Genomic DNA, 16,432 nt, shown 5'->3' on the forward strand with positions numbered 1-16,432 from the left:
AGGTCGGCTTTTCCGCTTACTGATGTTACTCGACAGGCTGAGGGCGAGTCGGTCCTGCGGACGCATGATGCGTTGCGCTGTGACCACCAGCGGCACCTTTGCCTTCGAAGGCAAAATCAGGGCGCTGCCAGTCGCTGTGACGCGGCGCTTCCGGTACGTAATCCGGCGCAGGCGCGCGAGTCATTGGTGCGGTTGCATGGCTGTGAATAGCAGCATCATCAGCAACTGTCGTAACAACAGACTCTTCGACTTTAGCGACTTCTTCTACCTGAGCTTCCACCTTAGTCTCTTCAACCACAGTCTGTGTTACCGGGACGACGGTTTCAGACTGGTCTTCAACAGCGGGCTGAATTTCCGCTGTCTGAACGTCAGCAGGTTGCTCTACCGCAACTGGCTCGGCAACCACTTCCGGCTCCACGACGACCACGTCTGCCTTTTCTTCGGCTACTGGCGCGACTTCCGGCGTTTCCGCTACTGGCTCAGCCTGAGTGGTCACTTCCTCAGCAACCGGGACATCCGCTTCGGCGATAACCTGAGGCTGCTCGTCAACAGGAGTCGCAATCACTTCCGGATGCGTGGTTTCGACCACTGCTTCGGTTTGTGCAGGTGCTTGTGCGACGATTTCAGCAACGGGCTCGACCACTTCTACCGCAGCGACAATCGCTTGAGGCTCAGTCACTACTGGTTGAATCTGAACCTGCTCCACCGCCTGCTCGCGCTGTTCTTCTGGCTGTACGTCAAGCGGACGGGCAACCGGGTAGCGGATCCACGCTTTGCCGGAGGCCAGTTCTGGTGATGCGCACGCCACGGTTAACGGCATCGGTGACTGAAGCGGGTAACGCTCGTCACGGTAACGACGACGACGCTGTCCACTGACGCGCAGATGACGCGGTGAGCGGCGAGAGCGACGCGGCATACCTGCAGCGTCACGCGCTTCGGTATTTTCTTCCTGCTCAGGCGCAGCTTCGGTCACGGCCGGCAGTGGGATTTTCACCAGCTCGGTGCTCTGTGCCGGTGCGCTTGGTGCGACAACCGGTTCCGCAACCTGATCTTCGTTGGCTGCGGTGGCGACTACTTCAGTTTCAACAGCATTGTCATTGTAACGAACCTTCTGGTTCAGCTGACGCTGTTTACGACGCTGCTGAGGCTGACGAACGCGTTCTTCCTGTTCCGTTTCCTGCGTCGGCTGCTGCTCGTCGAGAGTCAGAGCTTTAACTTCCTGCTGAGCCTGACGTTTGTCGTCACTGCGACGACGGTTGCGCTCACGACGCGGCTGTTGCTGCTCGTCACCTGATTTCGCTTTGTCAGCGACTTCGGCAGACGGCTGACGGTTGTCACGATTTTCGGCATTCTGCTGCGACTGACGACGGTTACGACGGTTCTCGTCACGATTTTCACCGCTTTCAGAACGGTCGCCACGGTCACCACGATTATCGCGGTTGTCACGACGATCGCCACGTTCATTGCGGTCGCGACGGTTGTTCTGACGCTTACGGCGATCCTGCTGACGCTCCTGCTTTTCTTCGGCTTTTGGTGCCGGTTGCTCAACCGGTTTGGTTTCTTCGCTGCCGCTAAACAGGGCTTTTAGCGCGCTGAAGAAACGGCTTAACAGACCCGGCTCGGCTGGCGCGGCAGGGACCACAACAGATTTAGGTTCAGCGGCCTTAACGACAGGCTCGGCAGGCGTAGGCGCTGGCGGCACTTCTGGCATTGCAAAGGTGGCCAGAGCCGGTTGCTCCGGACGTTTACGCTCTGCGTATTCTTCTTCAGACGGCAGCGCCATCGCTTCTTCATGCAGCTTCGGCAGCATGTAGCTCAGCGTTGGCGTCTCTTCGCCTTTACGCACACGCAGTACGGAGTAATGCGGCGTTTCCATCTGATCGTTAGGAACGATGACACAACGAACGCCATCCTGACGCGTTTCAATGGCATTCACTGCGGTACGTTTTTCGTTGAGCAGATAAGAGGCAATTGGCACAGGAACAATCGCGTGGACTTCCTGGGTATTCTCTTTCAGCGCTTCTTCTTCGATCAGGCGCAGAATAGACAGGGACAGCGATTCGTTATCACGCACGGTGCCGGTACCGCTACAGCGTGGGCAGACGTGGTGGCTGGATTCACCCAGCGATGGGCTCAGGCGCTGACGGGACATTTCCAGCAGGCCGAAGCGAGAAATATGGCTGATTTGGATGCGCGCACGATCCTGACGTACCGCTTCACGCAGACGGTTCTCCACGGCGCGCTGATGGCGTACCGGCGTCATGTCGATGAAGTCGATAACAATCAGACCACCGAGGTCACGCAGACGCAGCTGGCGCGCAATTTCGTCGGCGGCTTCCAGGTTGGTGTTAAATGCCGTTTCTTCGATATCGCCGCCGCGGGTAGCGCGAGCGGAGTTGATGTCGATAGCGGTTAACGCTTCGGTGCTGTCGATAACAATAGAGCCACCGGAGGGCAGACGCACTTCACGCTGGAAGGCGGATTCAATCTGCGATTCGATCTGGTAGTGGCTGAACAGCGGGATTTCACCGGTGTACAGTTTGATTTTGCTGCTGAAGTCCGGACGACCCAATGCGGCAATGTGCTGGCGAGCCAGTTCAAGCACTTTCGGGTTATCAATCAGAATTTCACCAATGTCCTGACGCAGATAGTCGCGGAAGGCGCGCACAATCACGTTGCTTTCCTGGTGGATCAGGAACGGAGCAGGGCGGCTTTCCGCGGCTTTCTGAATGGCTTCCCAGTGTTTCAGGCGGAAGCTTAAATCCCACTGCAGCGCTTCGGCGGATTTACCCACGCCAGCGGTACGCACGATAAGCCCCATGCCATCAGGCAGTTCCAGGCTTGCCAGCGCTTCTTTCAGTTCGGTGCGATCGTCGCCTTCGATACGACGAGAGATACCGCCCGCACGCGGGTTGTTTGGCATCAGTACCAGATAACTCCCCGCCAGGCTGATAAAGGTGGTCAGCGCAGCGCCTTTATTGCCGCGTTCTTCTTTATCAATCTGGACAATAACTTCCTGGCCTTCACGCAACACATCTTTGATGTTGGGGCGACCATGAGCGTTATAGTTTGCGGGAAAATATTCGCGGGCAATTTCTTTTAACGGGAGGAAACCGTGACGTTCAGCGCCGTAGTCAACAAAAGCAGCTTCCAGACTCGGTTCGATACGGGTAATTTTGCCTTTATAGATGTTCGCTTTTTTCTGCTCGTGTCCAGGACTTTCAATATCCAGATCGTACAGACGCTGCCCATCTACAAGGGCAACACGCAACTCTTCCTGCTGAGTTGCGTTGATTAACATTCTTTTCATCGTAACTTACTCATTATTCTTACATTGACGACTAAGCTGCGGGCAGAGTAATGCCTTTCCGGGTATGAACCGATGGCCTCGTGTCTATTCGCGTCGCCAACCTCACGGTTATCGTCAGCTCAAAGAGGCGCAGAGTGTCGGTTGCCTGTATTTCATACGGAAACACAGCGCAATTATCAGGGGGACCGCCTGGGTATTACTCTCCAGAGAAGATCCAATCTACCGGTAAGGACTGCAACCCGCAGCCCGCTAACTGTCTGAAAGATCAATACGTCTTACGCCATTGCTGCGTGGATGATCGCTCGGACAAAATATGTCTTTCCGTAAAATTCCTTGCTTAAACAAGATTCGACACGGAAGCGGTGACATTATTCCACTGCTCACCGCGTTATAGCAAGTTGACTTTTACCATTTATCACCCGCTTACTCACAGTTTTTTCACTTCTGAGCGATGATTGGTTTAATAACCACCAAATCAACAATCACGGATGTTCGTCGTGGGTGATAAAGATAAATATAAGCATAGAAAAATGAGTGGCGCTAATCCGTATGGCTATTTAGAATCGGCCCCCATGAAAACAGAGACTCCATCCGTAAAAATTGTTGCCATTACTGCTGACGAAGCGGGGCAACGCATCGACAACTTTTTGCGTACCCAACTGAAAGGCGTACCGAAAAGCATGATTTATCGCATTTTGCGTAAAGGCGAAGTGCGGGTGAATAAAAAGCGTATTAAACCGGAATATAAGCTGGTTGCTGGCGATGAAATCCGTATTCCGCCGGTGCGCGTTGCTGAACGCGAGGAAGAGGCCGTTTCGCCTCATCTGCAAAAGGTGGCGGCGCTGGCTGACGTCATCCTTTATGAAGACGACCATATCCTGGTGCTGAATAAACCTTCGGGGACTGCAGTACACGGCGGCAGTGGTTTAAGCTTTGGCGTGATTGAAGGTCTGCGTGCGTTGCGCCCAGAGGCGCGCTTCCTTGAACTGGTGCATCGTCTTGATCGTGACACCTCTGGCGTGCTGTTGGTCGCTAAAAAGCGTTCGGCGCTGCGTTCACTGCATGAACAACTGCGTGAAAAAGGGATGCAAAAGGATTACCTGGCGCTGGTGCGGGGGCAGTGGCAGTCGCATGTGAAAAACGTACAGGCACCGCTGTTAAAGAATATTCTGCAAAGCGGTGAGCGTATTGTGCGTGTGAACCAGGAAGGGAAGCCGTCGGAGACGCGATTTAAGGTGGAAGAGCGTTATGCTTTTGCCACACTGGTTCGCTGTAGCCCGGTGACCGGGAGAACCCATCAGATTCGCGTTCACACTCAATATGCCGGGCATCCTATCGCCTTTGACGATCGCTATGGTGACCGGGAATTTGATAAGCAACTGGCGGGAACCGGGTTATCGCGCCTGTTTTTGCATGCGGCGGCGCTTAAGTTTACGCATCCTGGAACGGGAGAGGTGCTGCGCATTGAAGCGCCGATGGACGAACAGTTGAAACATTGTCTTCAGGTGTTGCGTAAGCCATCTTGATAGCAGGGCCATCCGTCTGCTTGCCGGATGGCCCTGCGCTTATCCGGCCTACAGGCCTGACGCTGCGGCTACACCAGCAGCGGATTCATCTCTTCCCGTCGCAGCATCTGACACAGCGCAATCAGCGGCAGACCAATCAGCGTATTGGGGTCGCGACCCTCTAAACGCTCAAAGAGCGCAATCCCCAGCCCTTCGCTTTTAAAACTACCGGCACAGTGCAGTGGACGCTCTTTGCGCACGTAGTCTTCAATTTCTGTTTCGCTGAGGTGGCGAAAGTGGACGTCGAACGGTTCCGCTTCCGTTTGCAAATGCCCCGTCGCGGAGTTATACAATGCCAGACCGGTATAGAAAGTAATGATATTACCGCTGGCTTTGCTTAACTGCTGACAGGCTCTCTCTTCGGTTAAGGGTTTGCCTGTGATCTCGCCATCCAGCACGCAGACCTGATCGGAACCAATAATAAGGTGCGCCGGAAAGCGTTGTGCCAGCGACTGTGCCTTTTCCTGCGCCAGACGCAACACCAGATGGCGCGGAGACTCACCCGGCATCGGCGTTTCATCAACTTCCGGTGCGGCGCATTCAAAGGGAATAGCGAGCTTTTCCAGCAGGGCGCGTCGCCAGGGGGAAGTGGAAGCAAGAATCAGTTTTGGCATATTTTTATCACCAGATATAGCGTATCGACGCAGGTCATTTTAAACTACACGCCGCAATGTGTGCGAATTATTGGCAAAAGGCAACCGTAGGCTGCCTTTTTCTTTGACTCTATGACGTTACAAAGTTAATATGCGCGCCCTATGCAAAAGGTAAAATTACCCCTGACTCTTGATCCGGTTCGTACGGCTCAAAAACGCCTCGATTATGAAGGTATCTATACTTCTGATCTGGTAGAGCGCGTCGCCGATTCTGTAGTCAGTGTGGACACTGATGTGGAATGCTCCATGTCGTTCGCTATCGATAACCAACGCCTCGCGGTAATAACCGGTGACGCGAAGGTGACGGTAACGCTCGCATGCCAGCGTTGCGGGAAGCCGTTTACGCATCATGTTCACACAACGTATTGTTTCAGTCCGGTTCGTTCTGACGAACAGGCTGAAGCACTCCCGGAAGCGTATGAACCGATTGAGGTTAACGAATTCGGTGAAATCGATCTGCTGGCAATGGTTGAAGATGAAATCATCCTCTCCTTGCCGGTAGTTCCGGTGCATGATTCTGAACACTGTGAAGTGTCCGAGGCGGACATGGTCTTTGGGGAACTGCCTGATGAAGCGCAAAAACCAAACCCATTTGCCGTATTAGCCAGCTTAAAGCGTAAGTAATAGGTGCTCCCTACGAAAGCAGGGATAAACCGTAATTGAGGAGTAAGGTCCATGGCCGTACAACAGAATAAACCAACCCGTTCCAAACGTGGCATGCGTCGTTCCCATGACGCGCTGACCGCAGTCACCAGCCTGTCTGTAGACAAAACTTCTGGTGAAAAACACCTGCGTCACCACATCACTGCCGACGGTTACTACCGTGGCCGCAAGGTCATCGCTAAGTAATCACGCTTTTGCGTGATGAAGCTTAGTGAGGAATTTCCCCGTTTATACGGGGAATGACCAAACCAGGCGGCGAAGAAACCTTGACACGTCTAACCCTGGCGTTAGATGTCATGGGGGGAGATTTTGGCCCTTCCGTGACAGTGCCTGCAGCACTGCAGGCACTGAACTCTAATTCACAACTCACACTTCTTTTAGTCGGGGATCCCGATACAATCACGCCATTACTTGCTAAAGCTGACTTTGAACAACGTTCCCGTCTGCAGATTATCCCTGCACAGTCAGTTATCGCCAGTGATGCCAGGCCTTCGCAGGCTATCCGCACCAGTCGCGGTAGCTCAATGCGCGTCGCGCTGGAACTCGTGAAAGAAGGGCGAGCACAAGCCTGTGTCAGTGCCGGAAATACCGGAGCGTTGATGGGGCTGGCGAAATTGCTGCTCAAGCCGTTGGACGGTATTGAGCGTCCTGCGCTGGTGACGGTATTGCCGCACCAGCAAAAAGGAAAAACGGTGGTTCTTGATTTGGGCGCCAACGTTGACTGTGACAGCACAATGCTGGTGCAGTTTGCGATTATGGGGTCGGTTCTCGCGGAAGAGGTGGTGGGTATTACCAATCCTCGCGTGGCGCTGCTCAATATCGGCGAAGAAGAAACCAAGGGGCTTAACAGTATTCGGGATGCCTCTGCGGTGTTAAAAGCAATCCCTTCCGTCAATTACATCGGCTATCTTGAAGCCAATGAACTGTTGACAGGGAAAACGGATGTACTGGTATGTGACGGTTTTACCGGTAATGTCACATTAAAGACGATGGAAGGGGTTGTCAGAATGTTTCTTTCACTGCTGAAGACTCAGGGTGAGGGGAAAAAACGGTCGTGGTGGCTGCTGATATTAAAACGTTGGTTACAAAAAAGCCTGACGAGGCGATTCAGTCACCTCAACCCCGACCAGTATAACGGCGCCTGTCTGTTAGGATTGCGCGGCACGGTGATAAAAAGTCATGGTGCGGCCAATCAGCGAGCCTTTACCGTCGCGATTGAACAGGCAGTGCAGGCGGTGCAGCGACAAGTTCCTCAGCGAATTGCCGCTCGCCTGGAATCTGTATACCCAGCTGGATTCACGCTGCTGGATGCTGGCAATGGCGACACATCACAGCCACACTGATAAAGTGTGTCTGGGTGGCCTCCGGCCTCTGTGTAGTTTGTGATTCGCGGTATATAACCGAAAAGTGACTGAGCGTACATGTATACGAAGATTATTGGTACTGGCAGCTATCTGCCTGAACAGGTGCGGACTAACGCCGATCTGGAAAAAATGGTCGATACGTCTGACGAGTGGATTGTCACCCGTACAGGTATCCGTGAACGCCATATTGCAGCGCCAAATGAAACCGTTTCGACGATGGGCTTCATCGCTGCACAACGCGCGCTCGAAATGGCGGGTATTTCCAGCGATCAGATTGGCTTGATTGTGGTAGCAACCACCTCAGCAACACATGCTTTCCCTAGCGCAGCGTGCCAGATCCAGAGCATGCTGGGCGTTAAAGGTTGCCCGGCGTTTGACGTCGCCGCGGCCTGCGCTGGCTTTACCTACGCGTTAAGCGTGGCGGATATGTACGTTAAATCCGGCGCTGTTAAACATGCGCTGGTGATTGGTTCTGACGTGCTGGCGCGCACCTGCGATCCGACCGATCGCGGGACGATTATTATTTTTGGCGACGGTGCCGGGGCCGCTGTACTGAGCGCATCCGAAGAGCCGGGCATTATCTCTACGCATTTACACGCTGACGGTAGCTATGGTGAATTGCTGACGCTGCCGAATGCCGATCGCGTGAATCCGGAAAACTCCATTCACCTGACGATGGCTGGCAACGAAGTGTTCAAAGTGGCAGTGACGGAACTCGCGCACATTGTTGATGAGACGCTGGAAGCCAATAATCTGGACCGCTCAGCGCTTGACTGGCTGGTGCCTCACCAGGCTAACCTGCGCATTATCAGCGCAACGGCTAAAAAGCTGGGGATGTCGATGGACAACGTCGTTGTCACCCTGGACAGACACGGCAATACGTCGGCAGCTTCTGTACCGTGCGCACTGGATGAAGCCGTGCGTGACGGCCGAATTAAAGCCGGGCAGCTTGTGCTGCTTGAAGCCTTTGGCGGTGGTTTCACCTGGGGCTCCGCGCTGGTTCGTTTCTAGTATAAGGATTTAAACATGACGCAATTTGCATTTGTATTCCCTGGACAGGGTTCTCAGACCGTCGGGATGCTGGCGGATATGGCCGCGAATTATCCTGTTGTTGAAGAAACCTTTGCTGAAGCTTCTGCGGCGCTGGGTTATGACCTGTGGGCGCTGACGCAGCAGGGGCCGGCTGAAGAACTGAATAAAACCTGGCAGACCCAGCCGGTACTGTTAGCCGCGTCTGTGGCCCTGTTCCGCGTGTGGCAACAGCAGGGCGGCAAAGCGCCTGCACTTATGGCAGGCCATAGCCTGGGTGAATACTCTGCGCTGGTCTGTGCCGGCGTCATGAATTTTGCTGATGCAGTACGTCTGGTCGAAATGCGTGGTAAATTCATGCAGGAAGCCGTTCCGGAAGGCACCGGCGGAATGTCGGCTATCATCGGTCTGGATGACGCTTCCATTGCAAAAGCCTGTGAAGAAGCGGCGGAAGGTCAGGTGGTTTCTCCGGTGAACTTTAACTCGCCGGGGCAGGTGGTTATTGCCGGACACAAAGAGGCCGTTGAACGTGCTGGTGCCGCGTGCAAAGCTGCTGGCGCAAAACGTGCGCTGCCGCTGCCTGTCAGCGTCCCGTCCCACTGTGCGTTGATGAAACCCGCAGCGGAAAAACTGGCCGTTGAATTAGCAAAAATTACTTTTAACGCCCCGTCTGTACCGGTTATCAACAACGTTGATGTGAAGTGTGAAACTGACGCAGCGGCGATCCGCGACGCACTGGTACGCCAACTGTACAGTCCGGTACAGTGGACGAAGAGCGTCGAATTTATGGCGGCACAAGGTGTCGAACATCTTTATGAAGTGGGCCCAGGTAAAGTCCTCACTGGCCTGACGAAACGCATTGTGGATACCCTGACTGCCTCGGCTCTGAACGAGCCGGCGGCGATGTCTGCGGCGCTTGAGCAATAAAAGAGGAACACCATGAGTTTTGAAGGAAAAGTTGCGCTGGTTACCGGTGCAAGTCGCGGTATTGGCCGTGCCATTGCTGAAACGCTCGTTGCCCGTGGCGCGACCGTTATCGGTACAGCTACCAGCGAAAATGGCGCTCAGGCCATTAGCGATTACTTAGGTGCGAACGGGAAAGGTCTGATGTTGAATGTGACTGATCCTGCATCTATTGAATCCGTCCTGGAAAAAATTCGCGCAGAATTTGGCGAAGTCGATATCCTGGTCAATAATGCCGGTATCACTCGTGATAATCTGTTAATGCGAATGAAAGATGATGAGTGGAACGATATTCTCGAAACCAATCTTTCATCCGTTTACCGCCTGTCAAAAGCGGTAATGCGCGCTATGATGAAAAAGCGTCATGGACGTATTATCACTGTCGGTTCTGTGGTTGGTACCATGGGAAATGCGGGTCAGACTAACTACGCTGCGGCGAAAGCAGGTCTGATCGGCTTCAGTAAATCGCTGGCACGTGAAGTTGCGTCCCGCGGTATTACTGTAAACGTTGTTGCTCCGGGTTTTATTGAAACGGACATGACGCGTGCGCTGACGGATGAGCAGCGTGCGGGTACGCTGGCGGCAGTACCTGCGGGGCGCTTAGGCTCTCCGAACGAAATCGCCAGTGCGGTTGCATTTTTAGCTTCTGACGAAGCAAGTTACATCACAGGTGAGACTTTGCACGTCAATGGCGGGATGTATATGGTTTAACCACGTTACGCAATTCATTCCGGCAGCTTTGGCGGCCAGAATGATGTTGTGTAGAAAAAAATTTGCGTTATCTGGGCGAATGGCCTCAAAATAACGTAAAATCGTGGTAAGACCTGCCGGGATTTAGTTGCAAATTTTTCAACATTTTATACACTACGAAAACCATCGCGAAAGCGAGTTTTGATAGGAAATTTAAGAGTATGAGCACTATCGAAGAACGCGTTAAGAAAATTATCGGCGAGCAGCTGGGCGTTAAGCAGGAAGAAGTTACCAACAATGCCTCTTTTGTTGAAGACCTGGGCGCAGATTCTCTTGACACCGTTGAGCTGGTAATGGCTCTGGAAGAAGAGTTTGATACTGAGATTCCGGACGAAGAAGCTGAGAAAATCACCACCGTTCAGGCTGCCATTGATTATATCAACGGCCACCAGGCGTAAGTGAACATCTCCAGGCGGTCATTCGACCGCCTGAGTTTTATCTTTTTGTCCCACTAGAATCGTTTATTTTTCCCTCCCTGGAGGACAACCGTGTCTAAGCGTCGTGTAGTTGTGACCGGACTGGGCATGTTGTCTCCTGTCGGCAATACCGTAGAGTCTACCTGGAAAGCTCTCCTTGCCGGTCAGAGTGGCATCAGCCTGATCGACCATTTCGATACTAGCGCCTATGCAACGAAATTTGCTGGCTTAGTAAAGGATTTTAACTGTGATGACATCATCTCGCGTAAAGAACAGCGCAAGATGGATGCCTTCATTCAATATGGAATTGTCGCTGGCGTTCAGGCCATGCAGGATTCTGGTCTTGAAATTACGGAAGAGAACGCATCCCGTATTGGTGCCGCGATTGGCTCCGGTATTGGTGGTCTTGGACTGATCGAGGAAAACCACACGTCTTTAGTGAACGGTGGACCGCGTAAAATCAGCCCGTTCTTCGTTCCGTCGACGATTGTTAACATGGTGGCAGGTCACCTGACCATCATGTACGGCCTGCGTGGGCCAAGCATCTCGATCGCGACTGCCTGTACCTCAGGCGTACATAACATCGGCCATGCAGCACGTATCATCGCCTATGGCGATGCAGACGCAATGGTGGCAGGTGGTGCTGAAAAAGCCAGTACGCCGCTGGGCGTGGGTGGTTTTGGTGCAGCACGTGCGCTGTCTACACGCAACGATAACCCACAAGCGGCCAGCCGTCCGTGGGATAAAGAGCGTGATGGCTTTGTGCTCGGCGATGGTGCCGGGATGGTCGTACTTGAAGAGTACGAACATGCAAAAGCACGTGGCGCAAAAATCTATGCTGAAGTCGTTGGCTTCGGAATGAGTAGTGACGCTTATCACATGACGTCACCGCCGGAAAACGGCGCAGGCGCTGCGCTGGCGATGGTCAACGCACTGCGTGATGCGGCGCTTGAACCTGCTCAGATTGGCTATGTCAATGCCCACGGCACCTCAACGCCGGCCGGTGATAAAGCGGAAACCCAGGCGGTGAAATCCGTCTTTGGTGATGCGGCAAGCCGCGTGATGGTGAGCTCAACCAAATCCATGACTGGTCACTTGTTAGGCGCTGCTGGCGCGGTAGAGTCAATCTTCTCTATTCTCGCGCTGCGCGATCAGGCTATTCCGCCAACCATCAACCTGGATAACCCGGATGAAGGTTGTGACCTGGACTTCGTTCCGCACGAAGCGCGCCAGGTGAGTGGGGTGGAGTATGCCCTGTGCAACTCCTTCGGCTTCGGTGGCACGAACGGTTCACTGATCTTTAAAAAGATCTAACTGACGTTCCGCCTGGTTGTTAAAAGGCCCGCTTGCCGGGCCTTTTTTATTCCGTTTTCTTCCCTTGTCCTGCACTATTCATCCTGCGACACTATTAAACGGTGAATAAGGAGCCACTATGTTTTTGATTAATGGCTGTGAACAGGCGTATCTCGACGCGAGCGACCGGGCAATACAGTTCGGTGATGGCTGCTTTACCACGGCCCGTATTGCTGACGGCAGGGTCTGTCTCCTGGCGGCACATCTTCACCGTTTAAAAGATGCCTGTGACCGGTTGCTGATCCCCTTTGATTTATGGGATGAACTTGAGCAGGAAATGAACCGGCTGGCTCAGGAGCATCCGCGAGGTGTGCTGAAAGTGATTCTCACTCGTGGCAGCGGTGGGCGCGGATATAGCGCCGCGAATTGCCATGCATCCACCCGAATTCTCTCCGTTTCTCCCTTACCGGAACACTATGGCCGCTGGCGCGAGCAGGGTATCACTCTGGCATTAAGCCCGGTTCGTCTGGGACGCAACCCGCATCTTGCTGGAATAAAGCATCTTAATCGTCTTGAGCAGGTTTTGATTCGCGCTCACCTTGAACAGACGGACGCAGACGAGGCGCTGGTTCTTGACAGCGAGGGCTGGGTTACGGAATGCTGTGCGGCTAATTTGTTCTGGCGAAAAGATAATGTGGTTTATACCCCACATCTCGGTCAGGCCGGAGTGAATGGCATAATGCGACAATTCTGTTTACGCCAGTTGGCACAATCGTCTTTTCGGGTTGTCGAAACGCATGCCGGTGAAGAAGAATTGCATCACGCGGACGAAATAGTGGTCTGTAATGCGCTGATGCCGATTGTGCCTGTGCGAGCTTACGAAGCTCACTCTTTGTCTTCTCGCGCATTGTTTGAATTTTTGGCCCCATTGTGTGAGCAATCGAATTAGTCATGAAAAAATTGTTACGCGTTGTCTTTTTATTGTTCGTTGTGCTGGGCATCGCTGCTGGCGTGGGCGTGTGGAAAGTCCGACATCTGGCGGACAGTAAAATTTTGATCAAAGAAGAGGCGATTTTTACGCTCAAACCGGGCACCGGCCGTCTGGCATTAGGCACGCAATTGCATAATGATAAGGTCATTAATCGGCCACGGGTTTTCCAGTGGCTGTTGCGCATTGAACCAGAGCTTTCCCACTTTAAGGCGGGTACCTATCGCTTAACGCCGGGCATGACCGTGCGGGAAATGCTGCAACTGCTGGAGAGCGGTAAGGAAGCGCAGTTCCCGCTGCGTCTGGTGGAAGGAATGCGCCTGAGCGATTATCTCAAGCAGTTGCGCGATGCACCGTATATCAAACATACGCTTAGCGATGATAGTTACGAAAGCGTTGCCAAAGCGCTCGACCTGAGTGAGTCTGCGTCACTTGAAGGTTGGTTCTGGCCTGATACCTGGATGTATACCGCCAATACCACTGACGTCGCTTTGCTTAAACGCGCCAACCAAAAGATGGTCAAAGCGGTTGAGGAGATCTGGAAAGGGCGTGCCGAAGGACTTCCTTATAAAGATCAGAATCAATTGGTGACGATGGCCTCTATTATTGAAAAAGAGACGGCGGTGGCGAGCGAACGCGATCGTGTCGCGTCGGTGTTTATCAACCGCCTGCGCGTGGGCATGCGCCTGCAAACCGATCCTACGGTGATTTACGGCATGGGGGAGCGCTATAATGGCAAGATCTCTCGTGTGGATCTGGAAACGCCAACGCCCTATAACACCTACACCATATCGGGGCTGCCACCGGGACCGATTGCCATGCCGGGCGAGGCTTCGCTGAAAGCGGCAGCGCATCCGGCTAAAACGCCGTACCTCTATTTTGTGGCCGACGGTAAAGGCGGTCATACGTTTAATACAAATCTTGTCGGCCATAACCGATCCGTGCAGGATTATCTGAAAGTGCTTAAGGAAAAAAATGCGCAGTAACTATATTGTCATCGAGGGGCTGGAAGGCGCCGGAAAAACAACCGCGCGCAATGTCGTGGTTGAGACGCTTGAGAGCCTCGGCATTCGCGACATGGTGTTTACCCGCGAACCGGGAGGCACACAGCTTGCAGAAAAACTGCGTAGCCTGGTGTTGGATATCCAATCGGTTGGTGATGAAGTCATTTCGGTAAAAGCGGAAGTGCTGATGTTCTACGCCGCGCGTGTCCAGTTGGTCGAAACGGTAATCAAACCCGCGCTGGCAAAGGGCAGTTGGGTAATTGGTGACAGACACGATCTTTCGACCCAGGCGTATCAGGGCGGAGGACGTGGTGTCGATCAACATATGCTGGCGACGCTGCGTGACGCCGTTCTTGGCGATTTCCGCCCGAATCTGACCCTTTACCTTGATGTCACGCCGGAAGTCGGGCTTAAGCGCGCGCGCGCGCGCGGGGAACTGGATCGTATCGAACAGGAATCCTTTGATTTCTTTAATCGCACTCGCGCCCGCTATCTTGAACTGGCGGCACAGGACCCCAGCATCCGCACTATTGATGCGACTCAGCCACTGGACGCCGTTATGAACGATATCCGCGCAACGATTACTGCGTGGGTCAGGGAGCAGGACGCATGAAATGGTACCCATGGTTACGACCGGACTTCGAAAAACTGGTAGCGAGCTATCAGGAGGGAAGGGGTCACCATGCGCTACTGATTCAGGCACTGCCGGAGATGGGCGATGACGCGCTAATTTATGCGCTCTGCCGCTATTTGCTGTGCCAGCAACCAGACGGTTCTAAAAGCTGCGGACACTGCCGTGGCTGCCAGTTGATGCAGGCGGGAACCCATCCGGACTACTACTCACTCTTCCCGGAGAAAGGGAAAAGTATGTTAGGCATTGATGCGGTGCGCGAGGTGAGTGAGAAACTTTATGAGCGCGCGCGTCTCGGCGGGGCGAAGGTCGTCTGGATCCCGAATGCGGCTCTGCTGACGGAGGCTGCAGCCAATGCTCTGCTCAAAACGCTGGAAGAGCCGCCTGCCGAAACCTGGTTCTTCCTTGCCAGCCAGGAACCTGCGCGTCTGCTGGCGACGTTGCGCAGTCGATGCCGTTTGCATCATCTTGCTCCACCGTCAGAACAGTACGCGTTGGCCTGGCTTACGCGAGAAGTGACGGCGTCACAAGAGGCTATGCTCTGCGCGCTGCGCCTGAGTGCCGGTTCGCCAGGGGCGGCGCAGTCGCTACTTGCGTCAGAGAGCTGGGCGCAGCGAGAGGCCTTATGCCAGGCGCTGTCGACCAGCCTTTCTTCACGGGACTGGTATGCTTTATTAACCGTGCTCAATCACGACCAGGCACCCGTTCGGCTGCACTGGTTGGCAACACTGATGGTGGATGCGCTTAAGCATCAGCACGGCGCAACGCACCAGACGAATGTCGATGCCGGACCGATTGTTGCAACGATCGCGAATCAGCTTTCATCGGCCTGTATCCAGGCGATATTGCGTGATATCTGCCAGTGCCGTGAACAAATACTGAATGTGACCGGCCTCAATCGCGAGCTGGTTTTAACCGATCTGCTTCTTCAAATTGAGCATTACCTGCAACCAGGCACCGTATTGCCTGTTCCCCATCTTTAAGAGAGACATTATGTTTTTAGTCGACTCGCACTGCCATCTTGATGGCCTGGATTATCAATCTCTGCATAAGGACGTGGATGATGTGCTGGCAAAAGCCGCCGCACGGGACGTGAAATTTTGCCTGGCGGTAGCGACCACGCTACCAGGCTATCGCGAAATGCGCACCCTGGTGGGCCAGCGCGATAACGTGGTTTTTTCCTGCGGCGTCCACCCGTTAAATCAGGATGAGCCTTATGATGTGGAAGAGCTGCGTCGTCTGGCCGCTGACGAAGGCGTGGTGGCTATGGGAGAAACGGGGCTGGACTATTTTTACACGCCGGAAACGAAAACGCGTCAACAGGAATCGTTTATTCACCACATACAGATAGGCCGCGAGCTCAATAAGCCGGTTATCGTGCATACCCGTGATGCCCGCGCAGACACCCTGGCAATTCTTCGCCAGGAAAACGTGACGGATTGTGGCGGCGTACTACACTGTTTTACAGAGGACAGAGAAACGGCAGGAAAGCTGCTGGATTTAGGGTTTTATATCTCCTTTTCCGGAATTGTGACCTTCCGTAATGCAGAACAACTGCGCGATGCCGCACGTTATGTTCCTTTGGACCGTCTGCTGGTTGAGACAGATTCTCCTTATCTTGCACCGGTACCGCACCGTGGCAAAGAGAACCAGCCTGCGATGGTCCGTGACGTTGCGGAATATATGGCTGTATTGAAAGGTGTTGCCGTTGAAGAACTGGCGCAGATCACCACCGATAACTTCGCCAGCCTGTTCCATATCGACGCTTCCCGCCTGCAATCAGCCTGGTAATCGAGTTTTTTT

Annotated in this window: 16 protein-coding genes; 14 read left to right on the forward strand and 2 right to left on the reverse strand. The window is 53.7% G+C overall.

All coding sequences use genetic code 11. From position 1 onward, the window contains the following. Positions 1-25: 25 nt before the first annotated feature. The gene (gene rne / locus HVY19_RS08340; RefSeq protein ID WP_181683858.1) at positions 26-3,310 is read right to left on the reverse strand and encodes a ribonuclease E; all 3,285 of its coding nucleotides are present in this window, start codon (positions 3,308-3,310) and stop codon (positions 26-28) included. A 572-nt stretch (positions 3,311-3,882) separates the two neighbouring features. Between rne and rluC the strand changes: the two genes are divergently transcribed. Next, positions 3,883-4,836: a 23S rRNA pseudouridine(955/2504/2580) synthase RluC gene (rluC, locus tag HVY19_RS08345; RefSeq protein WP_181683859.1), complete on the forward strand. Its 954-nt coding sequence runs from the start codon at positions 3,883-3,885 to the stop codon at positions 4,834-4,836. A gap of 68 nt (positions 4,837-4,904) precedes the next feature. On the opposite strand, the gene HVY19_RS08350 is transcribed toward rluC, so the two are convergent. After that, positions 4,905-5,489 (reverse strand): nucleoside triphosphate pyrophosphatase, encoded by a 585-nt coding sequence (locus tag HVY19_RS08350; RefSeq protein WP_181683860.1) that lies wholly within the window; start codon positions 5,487-5,489, stop codon positions 4,905-4,907. Positions 5,490-5,630: 141 nt separating this feature from the next. Between HVY19_RS08350 and yceD the strand changes: the two genes are divergently transcribed. The 13 genes from yceD (at position 5,631) to HVY19_RS08415 (ending at position 16,420) form a co-directional block, all read left to right on the forward strand. Further along, entirely contained in the window at positions 5,631-6,152 is a 522-nt protein-coding gene (gene yceD, locus HVY19_RS08355) for a 23S rRNA accumulation protein YceD (protein ID WP_181683861.1), read from the forward strand. A 51-nt stretch (positions 6,153-6,203) separates the two neighbouring features. Continuing rightward, on the forward strand, positions 6,204-6,377 hold the full coding sequence (gene rpmF, locus HVY19_RS08360; RefSeq protein ID WP_000290727.1) for a 50S ribosomal protein L32: 174 nt from the start codon (positions 6,204-6,206) through the stop codon (positions 6,375-6,377). A gap of 80 nt (positions 6,378-6,457) precedes the next feature. After that, positions 6,458-7,534, forward strand: a complete 1,077-nt coding sequence (gene plsX, locus HVY19_RS08365) for a phosphate acyltransferase PlsX (RefSeq protein WP_220132939.1) — start codon at positions 6,458-6,460, stop codon at positions 7,532-7,534. 78 nt (positions 7,535-7,612) lie between these two features. Then, a complete protein-coding gene (gene fabH, locus HVY19_RS08370; RefSeq protein WP_181683863.1) occupies positions 7,613-8,566 on the forward strand; it encodes a beta-ketoacyl-ACP synthase III in 954 nt (317 codons plus the stop codon). A gap of 15 nt (positions 8,567-8,581) precedes the next feature. Further along, complete coding sequence (gene fabD, locus HVY19_RS08375; protein ID WP_181683864.1) at positions 8,582-9,511, forward strand: ACP S-malonyltransferase; 930 nt, start codon at positions 8,582-8,584, stop codon at positions 9,509-9,511. A 12-nt stretch (positions 9,512-9,523) separates the two neighbouring features. Continuing rightward, positions 9,524-10,258, forward strand: a complete 735-nt coding sequence (fabG, locus tag HVY19_RS08380; protein ID WP_181683865.1) for a 3-oxoacyl-ACP reductase FabG — start codon at positions 9,524-9,526, stop codon at positions 10,256-10,258. Positions 10,259-10,458: 200 nt separating this feature from the next. Next, complete coding sequence (acpP, locus tag HVY19_RS08385; protein ID WP_000103754.1) at positions 10,459-10,695, forward strand: acyl carrier protein; 237 nt, start codon at positions 10,459-10,461, stop codon at positions 10,693-10,695. A gap of 90 nt (positions 10,696-10,785) precedes the next feature. Next, the gene (gene fabF, locus HVY19_RS08390; protein WP_181683866.1) at positions 10,786-12,027 is read left to right on the forward strand and encodes a beta-ketoacyl-ACP synthase II; all 1,242 of its coding nucleotides are present in this window, start codon (positions 10,786-10,788) and stop codon (positions 12,025-12,027) included. Between the two features lie 118 nt (positions 12,028-12,145). Next, positions 12,146-12,955 carry an aminodeoxychorismate lyase gene (pabC, locus tag HVY19_RS08395; RefSeq protein WP_181683867.1) on the forward strand — a complete coding sequence of 270 codons (810 nt, stop codon included), beginning with the start codon at positions 12,146-12,148 and terminating at the stop codon, positions 12,953-12,955. A gap of 2 nt (positions 12,956-12,957) precedes the next feature. Next, positions 12,958-13,980, forward strand: coding sequence for a cell division protein YceG (gene yceG, locus HVY19_RS08400; protein WP_181683868.1), 1,023 nt, complete (start codon positions 12,958-12,960; stop codon positions 13,978-13,980). Continuing rightward, complete coding sequence (gene tmk, locus HVY19_RS08405; protein WP_181683869.1) at positions 13,970-14,611, forward strand: dTMP kinase; 642 nt, start codon at positions 13,970-13,972, stop codon at positions 14,609-14,611. Before yceG ends, tmk begins: the two co-directional genes overlap by 11 nt. Next, positions 14,608-15,612, forward strand: a complete 1,005-nt coding sequence (gene holB / locus HVY19_RS08410) for a DNA polymerase III subunit delta' (RefSeq protein WP_181683870.1) — start codon at positions 14,608-14,610, stop codon at positions 15,610-15,612. Before tmk ends, holB begins: the two co-directional genes overlap by 4 nt. Before the next feature lie 10 nt (positions 15,613-15,622). Continuing rightward, entirely contained in the window at positions 15,623-16,420 is a 798-nt protein-coding gene (locus HVY19_RS08415) for a metal-dependent hydrolase (protein WP_181683871.1), read from the forward strand. The last annotated feature ends 12 nt before the right edge of the window (positions 16,421-16,432 follow it).

Origin of the sequence: Citrobacter sp. RHB25-C09, from assembly GCF_013836145.1 — a bacterium.
Taxonomy (GTDB): domain Bacteria; phylum Pseudomonadota; class Gammaproteobacteria; order Enterobacterales; family Enterobacteriaceae; genus Citrobacter_A.

Excerpts from the sequence above, each read along its gene's own strand:
- rne (WP_181683858.1), bottom strand. The coding sequence starts at position 3,310 with ATGAAAAGAATGTTAATCAACGCAACTCAGCAGGAAGAGTTGCGTGTT.
- rluC (WP_181683859.1), top strand. The coding sequence starts at position 3,883 with ATGAAAACAGAGACTCCATCCGTAAAAATTGTTGCCATTACTGCTGAC.
- HVY19_RS08350 (WP_181683860.1), bottom strand. The coding sequence starts at position 5,489 with ATGCCAAAACTGATTCTTGCTTCCACTTCCCCCTGGCGACGCGCCCTG.
- yceD (WP_181683861.1), top strand. The coding sequence starts at position 5,631 with ATGCAAAAGGTAAAATTACCCCTGACTCTTGATCCGGTTCGTACGGCT.
- rpmF (WP_000290727.1), top strand. The coding sequence starts at position 6,204 with ATGGCCGTACAACAGAATAAACCAACCCGTTCCAAACGTGGCATGCGT.
- fabH (WP_181683863.1), top strand. The coding sequence starts at position 7,613 with ATGTATACGAAGATTATTGGTACTGGCAGCTATCTGCCTGAACAGGTG.
- fabD (WP_181683864.1), top strand. The coding sequence starts at position 8,582 with ATGACGCAATTTGCATTTGTATTCCCTGGACAGGGTTCTCAGACCGTC.
- fabG (WP_181683865.1), top strand. The coding sequence starts at position 9,524 with ATGAGTTTTGAAGGAAAAGTTGCGCTGGTTACCGGTGCAAGTCGCGGT.
- acpP (WP_000103754.1), top strand. The coding sequence starts at position 10,459 with ATGAGCACTATCGAAGAACGCGTTAAGAAAATTATCGGCGAGCAGCTG.
- pabC (WP_181683867.1), top strand. The coding sequence starts at position 12,146 with ATGTTTTTGATTAATGGCTGTGAACAGGCGTATCTCGACGCGAGCGAC.
- yceG (WP_181683868.1), top strand. The coding sequence starts at position 12,958 with ATGAAAAAATTGTTACGCGTTGTCTTTTTATTGTTCGTTGTGCTGGGC.
- tmk (WP_181683869.1), top strand. The coding sequence starts at position 13,970 with ATGCGCAGTAACTATATTGTCATCGAGGGGCTGGAAGGCGCCGGAAAA.
- holB (WP_181683870.1), top strand. The coding sequence starts at position 14,608 with ATGAAATGGTACCCATGGTTACGACCGGACTTCGAAAAACTGGTAGCG.
- HVY19_RS08415 (WP_181683871.1), top strand. The coding sequence starts at position 15,623 with ATGTTTTTAGTCGACTCGCACTGCCATCTTGATGGCCTGGATTATCAA.